The organism is Rahnella sp. P4_A8 (genome assembly GCF_056402435.1).
Map to the genome: position 1 here is coordinate 100332 of NZ_JBFUHK010000006.1, position 20382 is coordinate 120713.

Sequence of the window (20382 nt, forward strand, 5' to 3'; positions counted from 1 at the left end):
CCCGCTGCCGAATGCAGGTTATGCTTGAGCGAGTGACATTTCAGCAGCGGAGAGCTTATGCATTATCCCGACGTGTACATCGGTACCATCGAGCATTATCCCGACTTTTCACCCAGTGCGATTGCCAAACGTCAGGTTGATGGCGCTGTCGCTCTGACGCCTCTCGGGCTGGAGAACGATCAGCAGGCCGAGAAGTCTTATCACGGTGGCGCTGACCGCGCGCTGTGTCATTTTCCCCGCGAGCATTACGCCTGGTTGCGCCAGCAGTTTCCCGAAGAAGAGGACCGTTTTCATCCGCCTGCGTTTGGGGAAAACCTTTCGACACTCGGCATGACCGAAGATAACGTGTATATCGGTGATATTTTCCGCTGGGGCGACGCGCTGATTCAGGTCACGCAACCCCGTGCGCCCTGCTACAAACTGAACCATTTTCTCGACTGCAAAAACCTGTCGCCGCTGTTACAACAAAGCGGCCGCTGCGGCTGGTTATATCGGGTGGTCAGTACGGGGAATGTCAGTGGCGACCGGCCGCTGGAACTGCTGACGCGCAACAGTGAGGTGTCCGTCGCAGAAGCGATTTCTATCGCCTTCAACATGCCGTTTGATGAGGAACAGTATCGCCGTCTGATGTCTGCTGCAGGGATTTCTGCCAGCTGGAGTAAAACCATGCAGATGCGGCTGGTAAATCGCAAGATCGAGGATTTTGGGCGGAGATTGTTTGGGAAGTAAGAAACAGAACGGGTATGGCTGGAGGGGTTTTTCTTTGCTCCTCCCCCTGCGAAGGGGGAGGCTGGGAGGGGGTTATAAAGACAAAACCCGAGTCAAAGCACACTTCAACTCTTTGATTCTGCTTTAATACCCCACCCCAACCCTCCCCTTCGCAGGGGAGGGCGTGTTAGTTCAGAATTCTTTCTTAGCGAAACCGGTCACCGCTTTCAGGCCCATTTCGCGGCCCAGCGCAGTCATCGGGTGAACCACCACGATACCGCGAACGGTTTTCTTCAGCGTGCCCATATCAGCCTGTTCTTTCTTGGTGATTTCACGGCTGAACAGCTTTTCCAGCTTCTGCGCTTCGGTGCTGAGTTTTTTCTCACGCACTTCTTTCAAACGCGCGATCTCGGCAGCCAGTTTTTCTTTCTCTTCTTCGTGCTTGGCGATTAACTCAGCATTACCTGCCTGAATCACGGTCGCATCTTTGTGATTAAGTGCATCCAGCATGTCGCTGAGGCGTTTAATCTCGGCTTTTTCGACTTCTTTCATGGTTTCAGATCCGTTCATGCCGCAGCGGGCACGACTGTAAATTGGGAATAATAAACGTCAGTGTATCAGGAAGTGTGCGATTCTTCAGCTTGCTCCTGCGTTTCTGCCAGCCCCGGCGGCAAACCACACATCTCACACGCCCGCTCGCCGATGCGGATCATCGCCGAAATATAGCGGGTATCGAAAACATAACAGCACGATAAACGCAGGCCATTGGCGTAGCGACCGCTCGGTGAATACAGTTGTCCCGGCGTCATGCAGATTTTATCTTTCAGTAACTGGCGGAACAGCGTGACGCAATCGACGCCCGGCGGGAAATCCACCCAGATAACAAAGCCGCCTGCCGGTTGCGTGGCGCGGGTGCCCTGCGGGAAGTGACGGGCGATCAACGCGCGCGCCTGTTCCACCTGCGACGCGTAGCGTTTGCGTAAAACCCGCAGATGATGATCGTAACCGCCCGATTCCAGAAACAACGTCAGCGTTTGGGAAAGCAAGGCGGACTCTGCCATTGACGATACCGCTTTCAGTTTATGCAGCTTATCGGCAAAGCGTCCGCCGTCCACCCAGCCGATGCGAAAATCAGGTGCCAGCGTTTTGGTAAAGCTGGTGCAAAACAGGATCCAGCCGTCACGGTCAAAGGCTTTTACCGCCGGAGACAGCGTCGCGCCAAACTGAATTTCTGCGTAAAGCCCGTCTTCAATCAGGGGGACCTGGTGATCGTTCATCAGCCGCGCCAGCCGTTTTTTCGCCGCCAGTGGCATGGTAAAGCCCAGCGGATTTTGCGCCGTCGGCATGGCGATCACTGCATTCAGCCGTTTCTCGGTCAGCAGCATTTCCAGCACATCCAGCGACAGGCCGGTTTGCGGATCGGTGGGGATTTCCACTGCTTTCAGTCCGAGACTCGCCAGCATCGGCAGCAGATAAAAATAGGTCGGCGTTTCCAGCCCGATACTGTCGCCGGGTTTGGTGGTAACGCGCAATGCCAGCTGTAACGCCTCCATACAACCGTGCGTAATCGTGATATCCGCAGGCTCTAAAATCATGCCGAGCGTCAGTGCACGGCGCGCAATTTGCTGGCGTAACGCCGGGCTGCCCGGCGGCAGCGCGTATTGCCCGATCAGATTGGGCTGACGACGCAGCAGTGACGACATAATCCGCCCCAGTTTTCCGGTCGGGTAAAAATCGTTCGACTGCGGACAGGCTAGCGATAAGTTGGTGTAGGTGGGGTCAATTTGCGAGGCGAACACTTTGTCGATCAGATCCAGCACTTCATCTGCCGGTTCTGCCGCTGGCGTCTGCGGCTGTTCCTGCGGCTGATGGTCCAGCGCGGGCAACGCGGCACGCACATAAAAACCGGACTGCGGACGTGCCTCGATAAAGCCGCGATCTTCCAGCCGCCGGTAAGCAGCTACCACGGTGTTGATACTGACTGACCAGGTTTGTGCGCTGCGTCGCACGGACGGCAAACGACTGCCCGGTGCGAGTGTGCCACGGCGGATAGCGTCCGCCAGTTGTTCCGCCAGTTGGTTATATCGCGTGTCGCTGAAATCCGCTGTATCAGTCATGGTGTCAGTTCCGTGAAAAGTCATGGGTACAGTTTTTAGTTATGCTATCTGTAACCATAACAATAGCGTATTTCTGGTTCTGTTACCTTTCCTGTGCAGTGTTTACTCTGGTTATCTGGAAAACAGGGGATGCAGGAAAACAAAATGATCGATACCGCTTTTGTCAGTTACGTCACCGTGATGTCAATTACACCCGGCCCGAACAATCTGTTGCTGGCGGCTTCCGGGGTGAATTTCGGGCTGCGCCGCAGCGTGCCGATGATGCTGGGAATTACGCTGGGCTGCGTGGTGCAGTGTGCGCTGATGACCTCCATGCTGGCGATTCTGCTGAGCTGGATGACCGTTGTGCGTCTGCCAATGGCGGCAGTGGGCTGTGCGTATCTGTTCTGGCTGTCGTGGAAAATTTACCGTTCCGGCTCGCCGAAAGAAGGCGCAAAACAGCAACCGATGAACATGATTAATGGCGCGTTATTTCAGGCAGTGAACCCGAAAGCGTGGCTGATGGCGACCAACGTGGCGATTCTGTTTACCCCGCCGGATGGCAACATGCTGCATCACACGCTGCTGATTTGTGTCGGCTTCGCGCTGATCAATCTGCCCTGCATTCTGGTGTGGGTCGTGATGGGTGACAGATTACGTCAGGCGCTACGTGTGGAATGGAAGCTGAAAATGTTTAACACAATCATGGGCGGCATGATGGCATTAACCGCGCTGTGGTTGCTGGTCGGCGAAGTGCGCCATGCGCTTAACTAAAACAAATCCCCAAAATAGTTCGGGTTGCAGGAAGGCGGCAAGTGATGGAGTCCCGATGAGCTTACTCATGTAAGTGATTCGGGTGACTGAACGCAGCCAACGCATCTGTGGCTCGAAGTATGACGGGGATTTATTTTTGCACCGGAGAAAGCCTGGAAGGCTGCTGATTACTGATGTGGGCGATCAGCCCTGTCACGGAAAGGACCATGGTGGAGCGGACGATTTGTTGATAGCGCTGACGTTGCATGGCGATCAGCGACTCGTCGGCTTCGCCCGGTTTCAGGAAAGTGGGCGCTGGCGGCAGTTCTGTCACACAATGCAATTCACCGAACGGGCCGAGAATTTCATCATCGGTAAAACGATACTCTTCACCGTCGTAATTCAGCTCTTCACGCAGCGCCATCAGTAATTCTGCATCTTCGTATTCATGACGGCTGATCACGCCCAGCGCATAAATCAGTTTGAGACGTACAGACAAATCACCGAGCGGTCCGGTGCCGGTCAGTAACGGTTCGACTGCATATTTCACCGCATAATCATCTTTACGGAAAACCTGCACCACCAGAATATCCAGCGCTTCGGCCAGTAACTCCACAGCGGTCATTAAAAAGCTGCGCACGGTTTTACCCGCATTAAGCTTTTCAAGTACACGGTTTTCAAACGCCTGAGCTTTTTCCATAGGGCTTACTTGCATTAAAGAGCCGATGCTGACAGCGCCCCTGGCGTCATCCATGATGCGCGCATGTCGGGCAGAAACATCCCGCCCGACAGGGCTTTCTTTGCCTGGTGTTGGCGAAATCAAAATAAACGCAGTATCAGTGCATCGATTCGTAGAGAGCGACGGCTTTCGCCACAACTTCGCCATCTTCTGGCAGACCTGAAATCTGGGCAAGGGCGGCTTTTGGCCCAACTTTCTCCAGCAATTCTACCAGTTCTTTAGCTTGCGGATCTTGCTCGCTGCGATAATGCATCGCGGCCGCAATCCCTCTCACCAGATTGTCGTTCGGCAAGCGATATTCCTGCGTGCCCAGCAAGGGTTTGATCAGACGATCACCCGCACTCAGTTTACGCAGTGGCTGACGGCCAACGCGCTCAACATCGTCATGCAGGTACGGGTTTTCGAAACGGGTCAGGATTTTTTCGATGTAAGCGAAATGTTTTTCCGGGTCAAAACCGTAACGGCGGATCAGCACTTCCCCGCTTTCTTCCATGGCACCGCGAACCACCAGACGCACTTTCTCGTCGAGGATCGCATCACGAATTGTCGCGTGGCCTGCCTGCTGGCCGAGATAGGCGGTGATGGCATGACCGGTGTTGAGGGTGAACAGTTTACGTTCAACAAACGCCATCAGGTTATCCGTCAGTTCCATGCCTGCGATTTCCGGCAATTCTCCTTTGAACTGGGTTTTATCCACAATCCATTCGCTGAAGGTTTCAACGGTGACTTCCAGCGGATCGGTGGTGCCCGCTGCCGCAGGGGGAACGATGCGGTCTACGGCGGAATCGACAAAACCGACGTGCGCTTCAACCCAGGCTTTTTCATCTTCCGGCAGGGCGTTGAATACGTGCTGTTTAAACTGGCTGGTACCGCGCACCATGTTTTCGCAGGCGATAATGTTCAGCGGCTTTTCGTTGCCTTGCTGATGACGCAGCACCAGACCTTTAGCGACGTTCGGCGCGATTTTTTCCAGCACGGTCGGACCGACGGCGGTGGTCACCAGATCGACTTCAGCGATCAGGTTGATTGCCTCCTGACCGGCGCTGTTCACGGCATTCACATTACTGACAGGCTCAACGGTGGCCTGTTCACCGACCACGTGCACGTCGTAACCTTTACGGCTGTTCAGCGCATCCAGTAAGGCAGGGCTGACATCCGCAAACGTCAACTCAATCCCGGCATCAGCAAGTAATTTACCGATAAAACCGCGACCAATGTTACCTGCACCAAAATGTAATGCTTTCATAATATTTCCTTCAAATCGGGGGCCATACTTTATGGTAAAAAGCTTTGGGTAAAGCTGGGAGCCGCCCGGCTCCGAATCAACAAGCGGGTCTTTTATCAAGACCCGCTTAGTAACGCTCTACTGATTACTCAACCTTAGCCGCGAAGAATAGTCAGAACTTCTTCAACGCTGGTGGTGTTCGCCAGACGTTCGATAACACCTTCTTCGTCCAGCGCCGTGGTCAGTTTGGTGATCACGTTGATGTGCTCATTATTGCGCGCTGCGATACCGACGACCAGGCGTGCACGGTCATCTTCATCATCGCCCCAGCGGATACCCGCCGGATACTGGCAGAACACGATACCGGTTTTCAGCACGCGATCTTTCGCTTCGATGGTACCGTGCGGCACAGCGATGGATTCGCCCAGATACGTCGAGGTCAGCTGCTCACGAGCCAGCATCGCGTCGACATATTCTGCCTGAACATACCCGCCTTTCACCAGTTGTTCACCGGCAAAACGAATCGCGTCTTCTTTGGTCGACGCGTTCAGGCCGAGGAAGATGTTGCTTTCGCTAATGCGGAACAGGTTTTCGTTTTCATTGTCAGTCACGATGCTGTCGCCCAGCGTGGTGGTCACTTTCTCTTTGTACTGGCTGGCTTTGTTCACTTCAACCAGACGTGAAGTCAGGTCCGTGTACAGGCCGCTGTCGAGGAAGTTGGTCAGCGAAATGTGCTGTGCGTGTGGCACCTGGCGCATGGCGCGTTCAGTCAGGTCACGGTGAGTAATCACCAGATCCACATCATCAGGCAGGTTGTTGATCGCGCTGTTGGTGACGCTGATGTTGGTCAGCCCGGCATCCTGCACTTTTTTGCGCAGCACACCGGCACCCATTGCGCTGGAACCCATACCGGCGTCACAGGCAACGATGATTTTACGTACGGTAGACAGGTCGCCCGCCACGCCTGCAACAGCAGGTTTGCCGCCTTTAGACTGGGCTTTCATATCCTGCATACGGCGTGTTGCTTCGTCCAGATCGTCGCCGTCTTTCGCTTTGGTGGTTTTCAGCAGGAAAGAAGAGATAACGAAGGACACCGCAAAGGCTGCCACGATAGCCGCGATGTTAGCGAAGTACGCACCTTTTGGTGTCATCGCCAGAACCGCCAGGATGGAACCCGGAGAAGCCGGAGACACCAGACCGCCATTCAGCACAGTCAGGGTGAACACGCCAGTCATACCGCCCAGAATGACTGCCAGCAGCAGACGTGGGTTCATCAGAACATATGGGAAATAAATTTCGTGGATACCACCCAGGAAGTGGATGATTGCCGCACCGCCAGCTGATTGTTTAGCACTGCCACGACCGAAGAACATGTACGCCATCAGGACGCCCATACCCGGACCCGGGTTCGCTTCGATCAGGAAGAAGATAGATTTACCGGTTTCAGTCGCCTGCTGGATACCCAGCGGAGAGAAGATACCGTGGTTGATAGCGTTGTTGAGGAACAGGATTTTCGCCGGTTCAACAAAGATAGACGCCAGCGGCAACAGGTTATGAATAACCATGATGTGCACGCCTGCAGCCAGCACTTTAGACAGTGCTTCTACCAGCGGACCGATTGCCAGGAAGGCCAGAATGGCCAACAGCATACCGATAATACCGGCCGAGAAGTTGTTGACCAGCATCTCGAAGCCACTTTTGATTTTACCGTCAACCCAGCGGTCGAAACGCTTGATACACCAGCCGCCCAGCGGACCTACAATCATTGCGCCGAGGAACATTGGCATATCCGCACCAACGATAACACCCATTACGGTGATTGCGCCGACCACACCACCGCGATCACCACCGACCAGACGACCACCGGTATAACCGATGAGCAATGGCAGAAGATAAGTGATCATCGGGCCAACCAGTTTCGCTAATGTTTCATTAGGGATCCAGCCGGTAGGAATGAACAGAGCAGTAATGATACCCCAGGCGATAAACGCGCCGATGTTGGGCATTACCATGTTACTCAGGAAGCGACCAAAGTTTTGAACTTTGATCTTAACGTCTGGTGAAAACATAAAACGCACCCCTATTGATACGCGCTGACAATAGAGCGCGTGATATCAGTTAATTATCGGTGACGGTTGTTTCGGTTTTTGTGCCACTGCTTTAAAAATCCGTCCGTCGAATTGCTGTCTGCGAGGCGGACTCTACCACGTGATTATAGGCCTCGCGTAGCCACCCGACAGCCCGTGACGCAGATCACACGTATACAGCCTTCACCCCCTGCATTTTGGTGATCATCATCACAAAAACAGCCTGTAACCGAGCTACACTGACGATTATTTGAGCGTGACCCTGCCAAATATGTGACTTAAGTCACTTTTTGTTAACGAGTCTTTATCATTAAAACGTGATATTGATCACAAAGTATTTTTCGCCGGACTTGTGTATTTCGCTTAAAAAGCATTCAGACGTGTCTGAGGAAAGGAAAACTGAGTTTACGGGAGAGATGTTGAAAGAAAATTACAGGGGGAGCGGGTATCCGGAATACCCGCTTCTTCTTTAATCGGGGACAGGTTCATCACGAAGCTTATGAGTAACATTCAAAATCACTTTTGATTCAGAATCACCATAACTATCCAGATATTGTGGATCAACGTGATGGGAAGCAGGGATTTCATAAGAAATTGGCTTGCCTCTGTCATCTTTTCTCGGACGGCTATAACCGAAAAATTTTGTATACCGTCTCGGTGCCGTTCCCTCAAAATTCTCGAAAATAACCTTTTTAGTTTTATCCGTACTGTCGGCATGAGCTATCGAATCACCGTGAAGGTCTTCAGCCAGACTCTTGGCATAAGGTTCGATATAAACCACCCTCTTCAATCCAGCGGCAACAATATGTCGTGCACAGTTGTGGCAAGGATAAGTTGTGCAATAAAGTGTCTTATCACAAGTACTTGCATTCGCAAGACGCGCCATCGTAGTAATTGCATCCATTTCGGCATGAATAGCACGCGAGTATTCAATCAGGGACTTTATTTTTGGGGTTTTCATAATCTGTATTGCAAGTTCATTCGCCCGTGACGGATCACTACGGGCGATCACTGCTTCGACCTCACGCCTGACTAAATCCTTGTGCATATCACTATGGCAGCCATCGTTGTTATAACAGCGTTTATCGCTCTTGCTTTCACAGGAATAGAGCCCACCACCTGCAGCAGGTACATCGTTGCAGCCAGTGGAGAGGATATTGCAATTATCATCCGTAATAGCAGCCCCCACCTGACGCGATAAACAGGCAGAGCGTAATGCGGCTGAATTCGCGGTGAACATGCCGGTTTCATCCTGGCTGGGACTCACATTATTTGCGCCATGTACAAGGTCGATAAATCGGGCTATCGATTTTTTAATCTGATCATTATTTATGTTCCTGATAAAATAATCGGCACACTGCAATGTGTCCTCGACATGTTGACCATAAGGGTACTCGGAACGCCTGTCGCGCCTGATTATTTCGGCAATCTGATGATCGTTAAGAAAATCCTTTTTCAAATTAATAACTCTTTCATTAATCGTTCTCACTAAGCCGATCAGATAAAAATTATTACGATACACCTCACGAAAGAGATCAACTTCTTCAGGATGTTTTAATTGATCGACAATGTAAGCTATTTTACTGGTTGATTTTCCTGAGGCTCCTTTAAAATCTCCCGTATTTAAATTTGCCGTCCTGATAACTTTTATTTTCCGGATAACCAATTCGGAGTTAATGATATTGCCATGTTTTTCACGCAGAGTATTACCGAGATTTTGCAACTGGATAAAATGCTCATAGCCTTCAAGTTTCTTTAACTCTGCCGCTTCAGCAGCTGACAGGGTGTCTGCCATTAAATCGCTAATTCTTATATGCACAACATGATAATTACAGGCTTTAAGTTTAGTGATGATTTTTTCTTTAAGGGTTTTAACCCCTGATCCACTCGCCCCACAAAGTCCGATGACCAGTTCTTGTGAGCGGCGCTCACGAATATCATCAATGCTGTTATTGTTGCCGAATGATTGATTTGATGCAGGTAATGAAATGATTTTTTTTGCCGGTTCAGCCATAGACACTCCAATGACTGGACAGCCTGAATGTTACCAGTCTAGCTTGGCTGCTTCTTCCAAAACCTGAGCCATGGCCTTTTTATATGCAGCAGACTGACGCCGGGCCGAAAGATCAATAACGTGCTCTGATCCCGTGCTCTCCACTGCTGAGAATTCGGAATGCTGTTCATCCGTTTTCAACGCAGCATAATCAGCGAATTGAACAATCATAAGCTATCYATGTAATCAGTAAAAAATTGAGTAAACTCTGCTGGCAGATCCCAGAATCAGAGATTGTTTCATTGGATGAATATCCATGAAGAAAAGAAGGTTACCACGTCAAAACCCACGAAGTGAGTAAAAATTTACTCAGTTTCAGCCGTTACATTCAATACTGAGAAGTGCTTTCCAAACTATACCTGAGAAGAAAATCCGACAGCACAGGCTGCCGGATTGAAACAAAAATTACTTCCCGCCCTGCGCCTTCACGATAGCGGCCTGCAGTTCTTCAGCAGACACAGCACCAGGCAGAACGCTGGTGTTTTCAGCGGTCGCGCCGCTGGTTGGCATCACCACGAACCCTGGCGTACCGCTGAAGCCCAGCGTACGGGCCAGCTCATCGTTAGCGGCGATGGCTTCGTGCGTCGCTTTACGCTGTGCATCGGTTGGCGCTGTCGCTTTCGCGGCTTTCACTGCACCGGCGATATCGGCATCCGTAAGCTTACCTTCGTCATGACCGGTGCGGTAAATGCTGTTGTGGTAATCAAAGTACGCCTGAGCGCCTTTTTCTTTCCAGATAGCCATACCGGTTTCAGCCGCAGTGATGGACGCTTTCCAGCGGTCACCAAAGATTGGCCATTCTTTGAAGACGAAACGTACGTTCGGATTGGCTTTCACGGTCTGCTCAACAACCGGCGCCATGTGGCTGCAATACAGGCACTGGTAATCGAAGAATTCCACGAACGCGACTTTTGCATCTTTCGGGCCGTAGCTTGGGGTCGCAGGGTCGTTCAGCAGAGCTTTAGAATTTGCCAACACCGCGCTCAGGGTTTGCTGTTGTTGCTGATCAGCCTGCTGTGCCTGCAATTTCTGGCTGACCTGCACCAGAATTTCCGGGTGCTGCAACATGTAATCCGCCGCAATTTTACCAATGGCTTCCTGTTGCGCCGGGGTGAAATCTGCGGTTGCGCTGTCGGCAGCAACCGCCAGCGTCGGTGTCAGCACAAGGGAAGCCAACAGAGTCATCATCTGACGTTTCATCAAAAATCCTTAAAGTGAAAGACGGGAAAAAACTGACAGTTACCTTCAAAAGTAGAGGAACTCAGCCGGATTTGCAGGCAAAAAATTGTCATTTTTTATAAACAGGCGGACAGGATCTCAGTCAATAAAAAAGCCACGTACAAGATGACGTGGCTTCGTTGCTGATATCAGTCAGGCTTAGTTGCTAAAATCGCCCTGTGCGACTTTTTGCGCCTGAAGCAATGTCTGCTGTTTACCCACCAGATTCGACATCATGGTGTTGTACTGCGTGGCCTGTTGCTGCGTCGGGAACTGCACGCCGCCGTTGGCGAAAGCAACCTGCGTGCCCTGCTGTTGCAGGAAATCACCCACAGACGCGATATCCTGCGTGAAGCTTTGCAGCGCAGGCACCAGTGGTGTCAGCACGTTAGCAGGCTGGGTCACCACGCTGTTGTATACCTGGCTATAAACCGCTTTCAGATCGTCCGGTTGTTTCAATGCCGCCATCGCGGTGTCGGCTTTCACTTTTGAGTCACGCAACTGCGCATTCAGCAAACTCAGCGTGCTGGCCGCCTGTTGCAACGCGCTGCGCTGAGTCATGTAATCCTGCGGCGTACGCACCTGACCAATCGCGCTCACCACCGGCACCAGGCTACCTTCAACGGCACCTTTCATCTGGCGGGAGAATGACAGAATGATGCCGTAGTCATTCGCGTAATTACCAAAACGTTGTTTCTGATCTTCACTCAGCGACGGCAGATTTTGCCCGCTACGCATCACGGTATTTTGCAAATAATCGATAAAGGCTTTGCGTTGCTCCGGTTCTTTATCGCCGCATGCAGTGAGCTGAAACACCACCAGCAGTGCGATAAACGGCGCCAGCCAGCGAGAAAATGCACCGCTTCTGATCCCTACAGCCATGAGTCCTGACTCCTGATTTCAATGTTCTTCTTCCGGCCAGTTCCCTGCCGATGCTGTGCATTCCATGCGGGTTATAGGATAGAACAATTGGGGGGAGAACGCTTTTTAAAAAAGCGTAGAAATTGGCATCCGATAAGCTGCCTTGCTCCTCCCCCTGCGAAGGGGGAGGCCAACCCTCCCCTTAGCAGGGGGAGGGAGCAAAAACTTAACTTACTGAAGCAGCGAAATATCCGCCACCTGCAGGAACAACTCCCGCAGTTTGGAGAGCAGCGTCAGGCGGTTGATACGCACCGCTTCGTTCTCATCCATCACCATCACGGTATCAAAGAACGTATCGACGGTTTCACGCAATGCAGCCAGTTCCACCAGCGCTTCTTTGTACTGACCGGCGGCAAACAGCGGTTCCAGCTTGTCGCGCAGAACCACCAGATGCGTCGCCAGTTTCAGCTCAGCAGGTTCTTTCAGTACGGACGCGTGGACGTGATCCAGCAGAACATCCGTGGATTTCGCCAGAATGTTGGACACACGCTTGTTGGCCGCCGCCAGCGTGGCCGCTTCATCCAGCGTACGGAAGTAGCTCACCGCTTTCACGCGCGCATCGAAATCAGCCGGTTTGGTCGGACGACGTGCCAGCACAGCCTGAATGGTATCAACTGCGTGACCTTCTTCCTGATACCACGCGCGGAAACGACCGAGCATGAAATCAACCACATCATCTACTACCTTCTCGTTAGTCAGCTTGTCGCCGTACAGACGCACTGCTTCTTCGGTCAGGGTTTGCAGATCAAGCGGCAGGTTTTTCTCAACGATAATACGCAGAACACCCAGCGCGGCACGGCGCAGTGCGAACGGGTCTTTGTCGCCTTTCGGATGTTGACCGATGCCAAAAATACCGGCCAGGGTGTCCATCTTGTCAGCGATTGCCAGCGCGCACGCTACCAGCGAAGCCGGTAACTCGTCGCCCGCAAAGCGTGGCTGATATTGCTCGTTCAGCGCAACCGCGACTTCTTCCTGCTCGCCGTCGTGACGTGCATAATGCATGCCCATCACGCCCTGCGTGTCGGTGAACTCGAAGACCATGTTGGTCATCAGGTCACATTTAGACAGAAGACCGGCGCGTTTTGCGTTCTCAACGTTGGCACCGATTTTCTCAGCGATCCAGCCAGACAGCGCCTGAATACGGTCGGTTTTGTCGCGCAGCGTACCCAGTTGCTTCTGGAACAATACGGTTTCCAGACGCGGCAGGTTATCTTCGAGACGTTTCTTGCGGTCGGTATTGAAGAAGAATTCGGCATCGGCCAGACGCGGACGCACCACTTTCTCGTTACCGGAAATGATTTGCTGCGGATCTTTCGATTCGATGTTGGCGACAAAGATGAAGTTCGGCAGAAGTTTGCCTGCGGCGTCGTACACCGGGAAATACTTCTGGTCGCCTTTCATGGTGTAAACCAGCGCTTCAGCCGGAACAGCCAGGAATTTCTCTTCGAATTTCGCGGTCAGCACCACCGGCCATTCAACCAGAGACGCGACTTCTTCCAGCAGACTTTCACTCAGATCAGCGATACCGCCAATTTCTTTTGCCGCTTTTTCCGCGTCACGTTTGATCAGCGCTTTACGCTGCTCGTAATCGGCAATGACTTTGCCGCGTTCCAGCAGAATTTGCGGATACTGATCGGCATTATCAATCGTGAATTCAGGCTCGCCCATGAAGCGGTGACCGCGAAGAGTGCGGGCAGAATCGATACCGAGAATTTTCGCCGGGATCAGCTCATCGCCTAACAGCAGGGTGACAGTATGCACCGGACGCACGAACTGCACGTCGGAATCGCCCCAGCGCATCAGTTTAGGAATTGGCAGTTTAGACAGTGACGTGGCGATCATCGCAGGCAGCAGTTGTTGCGCGCTTTCGCCTTTGACGTGCGCACGGTAAACCAGCCATTCGCCTTTGTCAGTGACCAGACGATCGGCCTGATCAACGGTGATACCGCAACCGCGAGCCCAGCCTTCAGCGGCTTTGCTGGGTTTGCCTTCGGCATCAAATGCCTGCGCCACAGCCGGGCCGCGTTTTTCAACTTCGCGGTCAGCCTGGGATTCATGCAGACCGGAGACTTTCAGCGCCAGACGGCGCGGTGCGGCAAACCATTTTACGTCGCCGTGTGGCAGATTCGCCGCATCCAGCTCCGCAGTCAGGTTAGCGGCAAAAGATTCAGCAAGGCTGCGCAGAGCCTTCGGTGGCAGTTCTTCCGTGCCGATTTCCACCAGAAATGTTTTTTCAGTCATGGACTTATCTCACTTCTCGTTCTTTTTGCACATCGGGAAGCCCAGCACTTCGCGGGAAGCGTAATACGCCTCAGCTACCGCTTTAGTCAGGGTACGGATGCGCAGAATGTAGCGCTGACGTTCAGTCACAGAAATCGCTTTACGCGCGTCGAGCAGGTTGAAGCAATGGGCCGCTTTCAGGATGCGCTCGTAAGCAGGCAAGGCCAGTGGATTTTCGAGTGCCAGCAGGGTTTGCGCTTCTTTCTCGTGCTGTTCAAAACAGGTGAACAGGAAATCGACATCGGCGTATTCAAAGTTATACGTCGATTGTTCCACTTCGTTCTGATGGAACACGTCGCCGTAGGTGGTTTTACCCAGCGGACCGTTGCTCCACACCAGATCGTACACGCTGTCCACGCCCTGGATGTACATCGCCAGACGTTCCAGACCGTAAGTGATTTCGCCGGTTACCGGTTTACATTCCAGGCCCCCGACCTGCTGGAAGTAAGTGAACTGCGTCACTTCCATGCCGTTCAGCCACACTTCCCAGCCAAGACCCCAGGCGCCGAGCGTCGGGTTTTCCCAGTTGTCTTCAACGAAGCGGATATCGTGGATCAGCGGATCAAGACCCAGCTCTTTCAGTGAGCCGAGGTACAGCTCCTGAATGTTTTCCGGTGAAGGTTTGATCATCACCTGAAACTGATAATAGTGCTGCAGGCGGTTCGGGTTCTCGCCGTAGCGGCCATCGGTCGGACGGCGTGATGGCTGAACATAGGCTGCCGCAAAAGGCTCAGGGCCGAGTGCGCGCAGACTGGTCATCGGGTGCGAGGTCCCCGCGCCGACTTCCATATCCAGCGGTTGAACAATGGTGCAGCCCTGCTGCGCCCAATAATCTTGCAGTGTCAGGATCAGGCCCTGAAATGTCTTGGTATCAAACTTTTGCATGTTGGATTCGCACGCGAGAAAGTGGGTGTAAAGAGAGTGCGACAGTATACCCGCTGCACGGAAGATAATCAGCCAGAATCAGGCGACTGAGCGTCACAGAGAGGCAGTGTTTAGTTTTGGATGCGATTTTTTCGGAAAGTGAAAGGGGCTGAGCGCCCCTTTTATCCCTTAAAACCGCGCACTCAGCCCGGCGTTGTAGGAGGTTTGTTCGCCGGAATCCAGTCCGGTGGTTTGTGAAATAGCCGCAAATGCTGAAATGCTGTGGGTGATTTGCACGTTTAAGCCTGCGGTCATATCCACCCAGTCGTCGTCCTGTTCGCCGGTGGTGCGGCTGAACCGCGTGCGGGTGGATTTGATCGCGCCGGTGGTGGTGTAGGTTTTATCGCCAAACTGGCGGTCATAGGTGACCTGCGCATACGGATTGACGATGCCGAGTTCGGCATTCACCCGCCAGCCGAGCGCACCGATTTGTGAATGAGAAGTCTGATCGCCAAAACGCATCGAGGTACTGTTGTTGCCCTTCTCGCTGTAACCTTCAACACTGCTGTAATCCCAGCTGTATTGCGCCACCGGCCCGGTTTTCAGCACCGGCAGAACCGGGAAGTCCCAGCCTGCGGTGACGCGTCCGCCGATCTGTTTGCCGTCCGTTTCACCGCGCTCCGTCCGGGTGGTAGGCCCGAGCGTAATGCGGCGTTTGATATCGTCATAATTGAGCGAGCCGTAGTGCACATCGCCGTTGATCCAGCCATTTTCGGCGATTTTAATGCCGGTGAAGGCGGTCGCCATCCAGCCGCGCGTACGGTAGCTGTAATGATCTGTCGGATCGTCTTTATCATCGGAGCCGGAAAGCATAAGCCCCATCATCCAGCGATCGGTCATCTGATAATCCATGCCGATATTCAGCGAGTTAGCCGTCAGGTCGCCATCACCCAGCCCCATCGACGGGCTGAATTTGCTGTCCGCACTTTGCCCGGCATAACCGCCAAACATGCCGAAGGTTCCCGCATCGTTATCCTGCGTACGCAACTGCTGATAACGGCTGTCGAGCAAGCCTTGTGTATTTCGCGCCAGCGCCAGTGAACCCTGACTCAGCGCAGAAGCTTCCAGCGGGCCGTCGAGCACCGACTGCATATATTGCGCAATCAGCGCGTGCGCCTGAGGCGTCGGGTGGAAATGGTCAGAAAACAGGAAAGCTTTGCTGCTGTCGAAACCCGGCAGATTCGAAGTACATTCCGAGGCGGATGTCCCGACCGGACAGGCCGTACCGGCAGTATTGGCAAAACCGTACCGCGCCGGATCGGCAACCACTTCGTTGAACAGCCCGTTGATATCCACGCGTGCAATATTGCCGCCGGTTTTCGCCAGCGCGATATCTTCGGTGGTGTTGTAGGTGTCGGTCAGGCCGCCCGCCACGTCTTTCAGCGCGTCATACGCGGCCGCCAGCCCTTTGGCGATCACGTCCTGTACCAGCGGAATGCCCGAGCCTTTCGCCGCAGCGGCCGCCAGCGCATTGTGAATGGCCTCGGTGCGGGCATCGGCATCCGGCGTATTTTGTGCATTCAAATACTGATACGCCGCTGCCAGCGCCTGTTGCTGCACCGGCAGCAATCCGACCTGGATCACGCCTTCCATCAGCACCGGTGTCAGACCGATATTCGGCACCGTCGGCACCACAACCGTGCCAGCACCGGCTTTCAGTAAATCGTTCACCTGTGAGGCCGCCTGCGTCGCGCTGTTGGTGGCAATTTCGACCGCCGTAACCGGATTCAGGCTCAGCGCCGCAGCGGCCAGATCGTTGCCGCCAATCCAGTGAACATACAGCCCGTTCGGATCGGCTTTGCCGCCGGTCGACGTCAGATAGCTTTTAACCTGATCCTGGGTGGTGTAATCAGAATCCAGCCCCGGCACCGCCACACCGCCACCTTCGGCATAGTTCAGGCCGCCTTTTGAAGAAGGAGCTAAGGTTGTGCCGATGTTGTTCGCCAGGATCTCGTCATAAAGCGGATGCGTGCTGCTGTCGAAGGTCCAGCGACCAATGTTACCGGTGTCGCTCAGGCTGTCGCCGAACACATAAAGCTGGTCAAAAGCCTTCGCGGGAGCCTGTAAACCGAGGCACAGTGCCACGGCAAATGCTCCCTGAGAGAGTCGTAAAATCGACGAATTCTTGCCTGCCATAACGGTGATTTCCCTCAATAATGACGCTCAACGCAAGGATTAAACGTAAGGATTACGTAATGATTGGCTTTAAATATTGTTCAGATCCGACCAGCGTCAAGGTGGGGATTTAGAAATTGCGACGTTGCAGAGTTATCCGAGAAGCCACACACTGACACCACGCATTTAAGCCTCTTATAAGGACGACAGAATGGCGACTACCCGATGCAACTGGGTTTCGAAAGAACCGATTTACCTCGAGTATCACGATAAAGAATGGGGCGTGCCGGTTAAAGATGGCCGCGAATTGTTTGAAATGTTGTGTCTGGAAGGCCAGCAGGCCGGTCTGTCGTGGATCACCGTGCTGAGAAAACGCGAAAACTATCGCCAGAATTTTCATCACTTCGACCCGGTGCGCATTGCGAAAATGACCGATGACGACGTGGAGCGGCTGGTGCTCGACGCCGGGATCATCCGCCATCGTGGCAAAATCAAAGCCATTATCGGCAACGCACAGGCGTATCTGGCGATGCAGGCCGGTGGCGAAGACTTCTCTGAATTCATCTGGAATTTTGTTGGCGGCCAACCGGTCATCAATAATCCGCTTGGCCCGGAAGGGGTTCCGGCGACCACCGCCGTATCCGATGCCATGTCCAAGGCGCTGAAAAAGAAAGGCTTTAAGTTTACCGGCTCGACAATTTGTTATGCCTTTATGCAGGCGGCCGGGCTGGTGAACGATCATCAGTCATATTGCTTCTGCCATCCGGCGAATCAGCCGTCATGATCCGTGCAGCGCGGCCCGCCGACACCGAAGCCATTCTGATGCTCTGGCTGCGCAGTTCTTTGCTTTCACATGCGTTCATCGCCGAATCCTACTGGATTGAAAGCCTGCAAATGGTCAGAGAAGATTTTCTGCCCAAAGCCAGAACCTGGGTCGATTGCGACGAAGATGATCAGGTTTGCGGATTTATCAGCGTGATGAATCAGCAGTTTATCGGTGCGCTGTTTGTAGAAGCCTCACACTACGGCGATGGCACCGCGCAGCGTCTGATGGCGGCGGCAAAGGAGGAATATCCGGTGCTGCTGCTGGAGGTTTACCAACAAAATGATCGCGCCGTCTCGTTCTATCGCAAGGAAAATTTTGAGATAACCGCGAACACCCGCCATCCCGGCACGGATATGCCAACGTACATTCTGCGCTGGCATCATCCCCTTTCTGAATAAGTTCCAAAAATCCGTAAAAATACAAAAACGGATATCCGGAATTCTCCTACTGCTTAACGTGCCGAAATTGCGCATAAAGAGCGCCAGAACGCCGCAGGACTGATGTCCTCCCGTTGCATTTGTTTATGTTTTGACACCTTTTTCTGTGCAACTTCTCAGAAAGCGCGAAGTCATAATGCAGCGGTTAAGTTCTGAATAATAAACATCCTGAAGGAAATAAGATGAGCAAAAGATTAGTTGTGGTTGCGGGCGTACTTTGCGCCACCCTGGGCCTGTCGGCCTGTACCACTAACCCTTACACCGGCGAATCAGAAGCAGGGAAATCCGGCATTGGCGCAGGTCTTGGGGCCGCGCTCGGCGCAGGCGTCGGTATGCTGTCTTCTTCTAAACACGACCGCGGCAAAGGCGCGCTGATCGGTGCCGCAGCCGGTGCTGCACTGGGCGGCGGTGCAGGTTATTACATGGATGTGCAGGAAGCTAAACTGCGCGATAAAATGAAAGGTACCGGCGTCAGCGTGACCCGTCAGGGCGATAACATCGTGCTGAATATGCCGAACAACGTCACCTTCGACACCAACAGCAGCACGCTGAAACCGGCAGGCGCTAACACGCTGACCGGCGTGGCGATGGTACTGAAAGAGTATCCGAAAACTGCCGTTAACGTGATCGGTTACACCGACAGCACCGGCACCCGCGCGCTCAACATGAAACTGTCGCAGCAACGTGCTGACGGCGTGGGCAGTGCGCTGATTACACAAGGTGTTGAAGGCAGCCGCGTACACACCACCGGCGCCGGCCCGGATAATCCGATTGCCAGCAACAGCACCGAAGCCGGGAAAGCGCAAAACCGTCGTGTAGAAATCACGCTAAGTCCGTTGCAGTAAACTCTGAATATCCTTATTCATCACGGGGCCTTATGGCCCCGTTTTGTCTGGCATGTGATATTCTCCCGCAATGTGTCTCCTCAACGGCGTTACGGGTGTCAGTATGTCTCTGAAAGCTATCGCGAAAGATCTCGGTATTTCCGTGACCACCGTCAGCCGCGCGCTGAACGGTTACGATGACGTTTCAGCAGAGACCAAAGCCCGTGTTCAGGCGGCGGCAAATGTGCGCGGTTACCGCCCCAACACCCTCGCCCGCCGGTTGAAAATGGGCAAGATCGACGCCGTTGGCCTCATTTTTCCCTTCACTTCCCACCCTTTAAGTAATTCTGCTTTTATCGAAATGGTCGGTTGTATCACCCGTGAACTGGCCAAACATGAAATCGACCTGTTACTGGTGCCGGATGAACTGGGCACCTTTTCGTGGCGGCGTCTGATTGAAAGCAAACGCGTCGATGCCATGCTGGTGGCGCATACGCTTGATAACGACCCTCGCCTGCTGGATTTGCAGCAACGCAATTTCCCGTTCCTGGCACTGGGCCGCAGCGGTTGCCTGACGCAGGACTACGCCTGGTTTGATTTCGATAACCGCGCCGGTATGCAGATGGCGGTCGATCATCTCGCCGCACTCGGCCATCAGCGCATCGCGTTTCTTGGCGAAAATAATCAGCAATCGTTTATCGGACAGCGTTATCAGGGGTATCTCGACGGGTTGCAGGTCAACGCCCTGCCGGAAAACCCGGACTACATGCATAAAATCAGCCCAAGCCGTCGCGCCGGTTATCAGACCACGCAGGCATTGCTGGCGCTACCGGTACCGCCAACGGCGATTGTCTGCGACTGCAATATGCACGGCGAAGGCGCAGCACTGGCGTTACATGAAGCCGGTTTACTGCTCAGTGGCGGTATATCACTCATCATTTTTGACGGATTACCCCGTGACAGCGTGCCGGATGTGGCGGTGACCGCAGTCCGCCAGGGCACCCGCGAAGCGGTCGGTTTGCAAATCGCCACCATGACAATGTCGCTGATCCGCAACGAGCCACTGAAAGATTTACAGGTTCTCTGGCAGCCTGAACTGCAGGCGGGCGTTACCGCACATCCACCACGCTGATACTTCCCCTTTCGGTTATTTTTCCACCCTATATCACAAATCTG

Annotated in this window: 18 protein-coding genes; 6 read left to right on the forward strand and 12 right to left on the reverse strand. The window is 53.3% G+C overall.

The window, feature by feature from the left end; translation table 11 throughout:
- Positions 1 to 57: 57 nt before the first annotated feature.
- The gene (gene yiiM, locus AC1DUO_RS05350; protein WP_013573391.1) at positions 58 to 729 is read left to right on the forward strand and encodes a 6-hydroxyaminopurine reductase; all 672 of its coding nucleotides are present in this window, start codon (positions 58 to 60) and stop codon (positions 727 to 729) included.
- Positions 730 to 900: 171 nt separating this feature from the next.
- Here yiiM and AC1DUO_RS05355 read toward each other — a convergent pair whose 3' ends face one another.
- Together AC1DUO_RS05355 and AC1DUO_RS05360 are read right to left on the reverse strand one after the other, a co-directional pair.
- Entirely contained in the window at positions 901 to 1260 is a 360-nt protein-coding gene (locus tag AC1DUO_RS05355; RefSeq protein WP_013573390.1) for a YibL family ribosome-associated protein, read from the reverse strand.
- A 65-nt stretch (positions 1261 to 1325) separates the two neighbouring features.
- Complete coding sequence (locus AC1DUO_RS05360; RefSeq protein ID WP_013573389.1) at positions 1326 to 2825, reverse strand: aminotransferase-like domain-containing protein; 1500 nt, start codon at positions 2823 to 2825, stop codon at positions 1326 to 1328.
- A gap of 144 nt (positions 2826 to 2969) precedes the next feature.
- Here AC1DUO_RS05360 and AC1DUO_RS05365 point away from each other — a divergent pair, with 144 nt between their 5' ends.
- Complete coding sequence (locus tag AC1DUO_RS05365; RefSeq protein WP_013573388.1) at positions 2970 to 3578, forward strand: LysE family translocator; 609 nt, start codon at positions 2970 to 2972, stop codon at positions 3576 to 3578.
- Between the two features lie 130 nt (positions 3579 to 3708).
- Here AC1DUO_RS05365 and AC1DUO_RS05370 read toward each other — a convergent pair whose 3' ends face one another.
- The 10 genes from AC1DUO_RS05370 to AC1DUO_RS05415 all read right to left on the reverse strand — a co-directional run bounded on the left by AC1DUO_RS05370 (position 3709) and on the right by AC1DUO_RS05415 (position 17140).
- Entirely contained in the window at positions 3709 to 4257 is a 549-nt protein-coding gene (locus tag AC1DUO_RS05370; protein WP_014411435.1) for an MltR family transcriptional regulator, read from the reverse strand.
- A 136-nt stretch (positions 4258 to 4393) separates the two neighbouring features.
- A complete protein-coding gene (locus AC1DUO_RS05375) occupies positions 4394 to 5542 on the reverse strand; it encodes a mannitol-1-phosphate 5-dehydrogenase (protein WP_013573385.1) in 1149 nt (382 codons plus the stop codon).
- 134 nt (positions 5543 to 5676) lie between these two features.
- Positions 5677 to 7590, reverse strand: a complete 1914-nt coding sequence (locus tag AC1DUO_RS05380; protein WP_119261064.1) for a PTS mannitol transporter subunit IICBA — start codon at positions 7588 to 7590, stop codon at positions 5677 to 5679.
- 487 nt (positions 7591 to 8077) lie between these two features.
- Positions 8078 to 9622 carry an anti-phage dCTP deaminase gene (locus tag AC1DUO_RS05385; RefSeq protein ID WP_013573383.1) on the reverse strand — a complete coding sequence of 515 codons (1545 nt, stop codon included), beginning with the start codon at positions 9620 to 9622 and terminating at the stop codon, positions 8078 to 8080.
- 30 nt (positions 9623 to 9652) lie between these two features.
- Positions 9653 to 9832: a hypothetical protein gene (locus AC1DUO_RS05390; RefSeq protein ID WP_013573382.1), complete on the reverse strand. Its 180-nt coding sequence runs from the start codon at positions 9830 to 9832 to the stop codon at positions 9653 to 9655.
- Positions 9833 to 10066: 234 nt separating this feature from the next.
- Positions 10067 to 10861 (reverse strand): DsbA family protein, encoded by a 795-nt coding sequence (locus tag AC1DUO_RS05395; RefSeq protein ID WP_119261063.1) that lies wholly within the window; start codon positions 10859 to 10861, stop codon positions 10067 to 10069.
- Positions 10862 to 11038: 177 nt separating this feature from the next.
- A complete protein-coding gene (locus AC1DUO_RS05400) occupies positions 11039 to 11761 on the reverse strand; it encodes a DUF3053 domain-containing protein (protein ID WP_013573380.1) in 723 nt (240 codons plus the stop codon).
- Between the two features lie 210 nt (positions 11762 to 11971).
- Positions 11972 to 14041: a glycine--tRNA ligase subunit beta gene (gene glyS, locus AC1DUO_RS05405; protein ID WP_013573379.1), complete on the reverse strand. Its 2070-nt coding sequence runs from the start codon at positions 14039 to 14041 to the stop codon at positions 11972 to 11974.
- Between the two features lie 9 nt (positions 14042 to 14050).
- Positions 14051 to 14965 (reverse strand): glycine--tRNA ligase subunit alpha, encoded by a 915-nt coding sequence (glyQ, locus tag AC1DUO_RS05410; RefSeq protein WP_095924009.1) that lies wholly within the window; start codon positions 14963 to 14965, stop codon positions 14051 to 14053.
- 168 nt (positions 14966 to 15133) lie between these two features.
- Positions 15134 to 17140, reverse strand: a complete 2007-nt coding sequence (locus AC1DUO_RS05415) for an autotransporter outer membrane beta-barrel domain-containing protein (protein WP_119261062.1) — start codon at positions 17138 to 17140, stop codon at positions 15134 to 15136.
- Positions 17141 to 17330: 190 nt separating this feature from the next.
- Between AC1DUO_RS05415 and AC1DUO_RS05420 the strand changes: the two genes are divergently transcribed.
- The 4 genes from AC1DUO_RS05420 (at position 17331) to AC1DUO_RS05435 (ending at position 20338) form a co-directional block, all read left to right on the forward strand.
- Positions 17331 to 17903, forward strand: a complete 573-nt coding sequence (locus AC1DUO_RS05420; RefSeq protein WP_037033862.1) for a DNA-3-methyladenine glycosylase I — start codon at positions 17331 to 17333, stop codon at positions 17901 to 17903.
- On the forward strand, positions 17900 to 18343 hold the full coding sequence (locus tag AC1DUO_RS05425; RefSeq protein ID WP_013573373.1) for an N-acetyltransferase: 444 nt from the start codon (positions 17900 to 17902) through the stop codon (positions 18341 to 18343). Before AC1DUO_RS05420 ends, AC1DUO_RS05425 begins: the two co-directional genes overlap by 4 nt.
- A 221-nt stretch (positions 18344 to 18564) precedes the next feature.
- Complete coding sequence (locus AC1DUO_RS05430) at positions 18565 to 19227, forward strand: OmpA family lipoprotein (RefSeq protein ID WP_037033864.1); 663 nt, start codon at positions 18565 to 18567, stop codon at positions 19225 to 19227.
- Between the two features lie 103 nt (positions 19228 to 19330).
- Complete coding sequence (locus AC1DUO_RS05435; protein ID WP_014411432.1) at positions 19331 to 20338, forward strand: LacI family DNA-binding transcriptional regulator; 1008 nt, start codon at positions 19331 to 19333, stop codon at positions 20336 to 20338.
- Positions 20339 to 20382: the final 44 nt, after the last annotated feature.

Coding starts and splice junctions, on each gene's coding strand:
- yiiM (WP_013573391.1), top strand. CDS start 58: ATGCATTATCCCGACGTGTACATCGGTACCATCGAGCATTATCCCGAC.
- AC1DUO_RS05355 (WP_013573390.1), bottom strand. CDS start 1,260: ATGAAAGAAGTCGAAAAAGCCGAGATTAAACGCCTCAGCGACATGCTG.
- AC1DUO_RS05360 (WP_013573389.1), bottom strand. CDS start 2,825: ATGACTGATACAGCGGATTTCAGCGACACGCGATATAACCAACTGGCG.
- AC1DUO_RS05365 (WP_013573388.1), top strand. CDS start 2,970: ATGATCGATACCGCTTTTGTCAGTTACGTCACCGTGATGTCAATTACA.
- AC1DUO_RS05370 (WP_014411435.1), bottom strand. CDS start 4,257: ATGGAAAAAGCTCAGGCGTTTGAAAACCGTGTACTTGAAAAGCTTAAT.
- AC1DUO_RS05375 (WP_013573385.1), bottom strand. CDS start 5,542: ATGAAAGCATTACATTTTGGTGCAGGTAACATTGGTCGCGGTTTTATC.
- AC1DUO_RS05380 (WP_119261064.1), bottom strand. CDS start 7,590: ATGTTTTCACCAGACGTTAAGATCAAAGTTCAAAACTTTGGTCGCTTC.
- AC1DUO_RS05385 (WP_013573383.1), bottom strand. CDS start 9,622: ATGGCTGAACCGGCAAAAAAAATCATTTCATTACCTGCATCAAATCAA.
- AC1DUO_RS05390 (WP_013573382.1), bottom strand. CDS start 9,832: ATGATTGTTCAATTCGCTGATTATGCTGCGTTGAAAACGGATGAACAG.
- AC1DUO_RS05395 (WP_119261063.1), bottom strand. CDS start 10,861: ATGAAACGTCAGATGATGACTCTGTTGGCTTCCCTTGTGCTGACACCG.
- AC1DUO_RS05400 (WP_013573380.1), bottom strand. CDS start 11,761: ATGGCTGTAGGGATCAGAAGCGGTGCATTTTCTCGCTGGCTGGCGCCG.
- glyS (WP_013573379.1), bottom strand. CDS start 14,041: ATGACTGAAAAAACATTTCTGGTGGAAATCGGCACGGAAGAACTGCCA.
- glyQ (WP_095924009.1), bottom strand. CDS start 14,965: ATGCAAAAGTTTGATACCAAGACATTTCAGGGCCTGATCCTGACACTG.
- AC1DUO_RS05415 (WP_119261062.1), bottom strand. CDS start 17,140: ATGGCAGGCAAGAATTCGTCGATTTTACGACTCTCTCAGGGAGCATTT.
- AC1DUO_RS05420 (WP_037033862.1), top strand. CDS start 17,331: ATGGCGACTACCCGATGCAACTGGGTTTCGAAAGAACCGATTTACCTC.
- AC1DUO_RS05425 (WP_013573373.1), top strand. CDS start 17,900: ATGATCCGTGCAGCGCGGCCCGCCGACACCGAAGCCATTCTGATGCTC.
- AC1DUO_RS05430 (WP_037033864.1), top strand. CDS start 18,565: ATGAGCAAAAGATTAGTTGTGGTTGCGGGCGTACTTTGCGCCACCCTG.
- AC1DUO_RS05435 (WP_014411432.1), top strand. CDS start 19,331: ATGTCTCTGAAAGCTATCGCGAAAGATCTCGGTATTTCCGTGACCACC.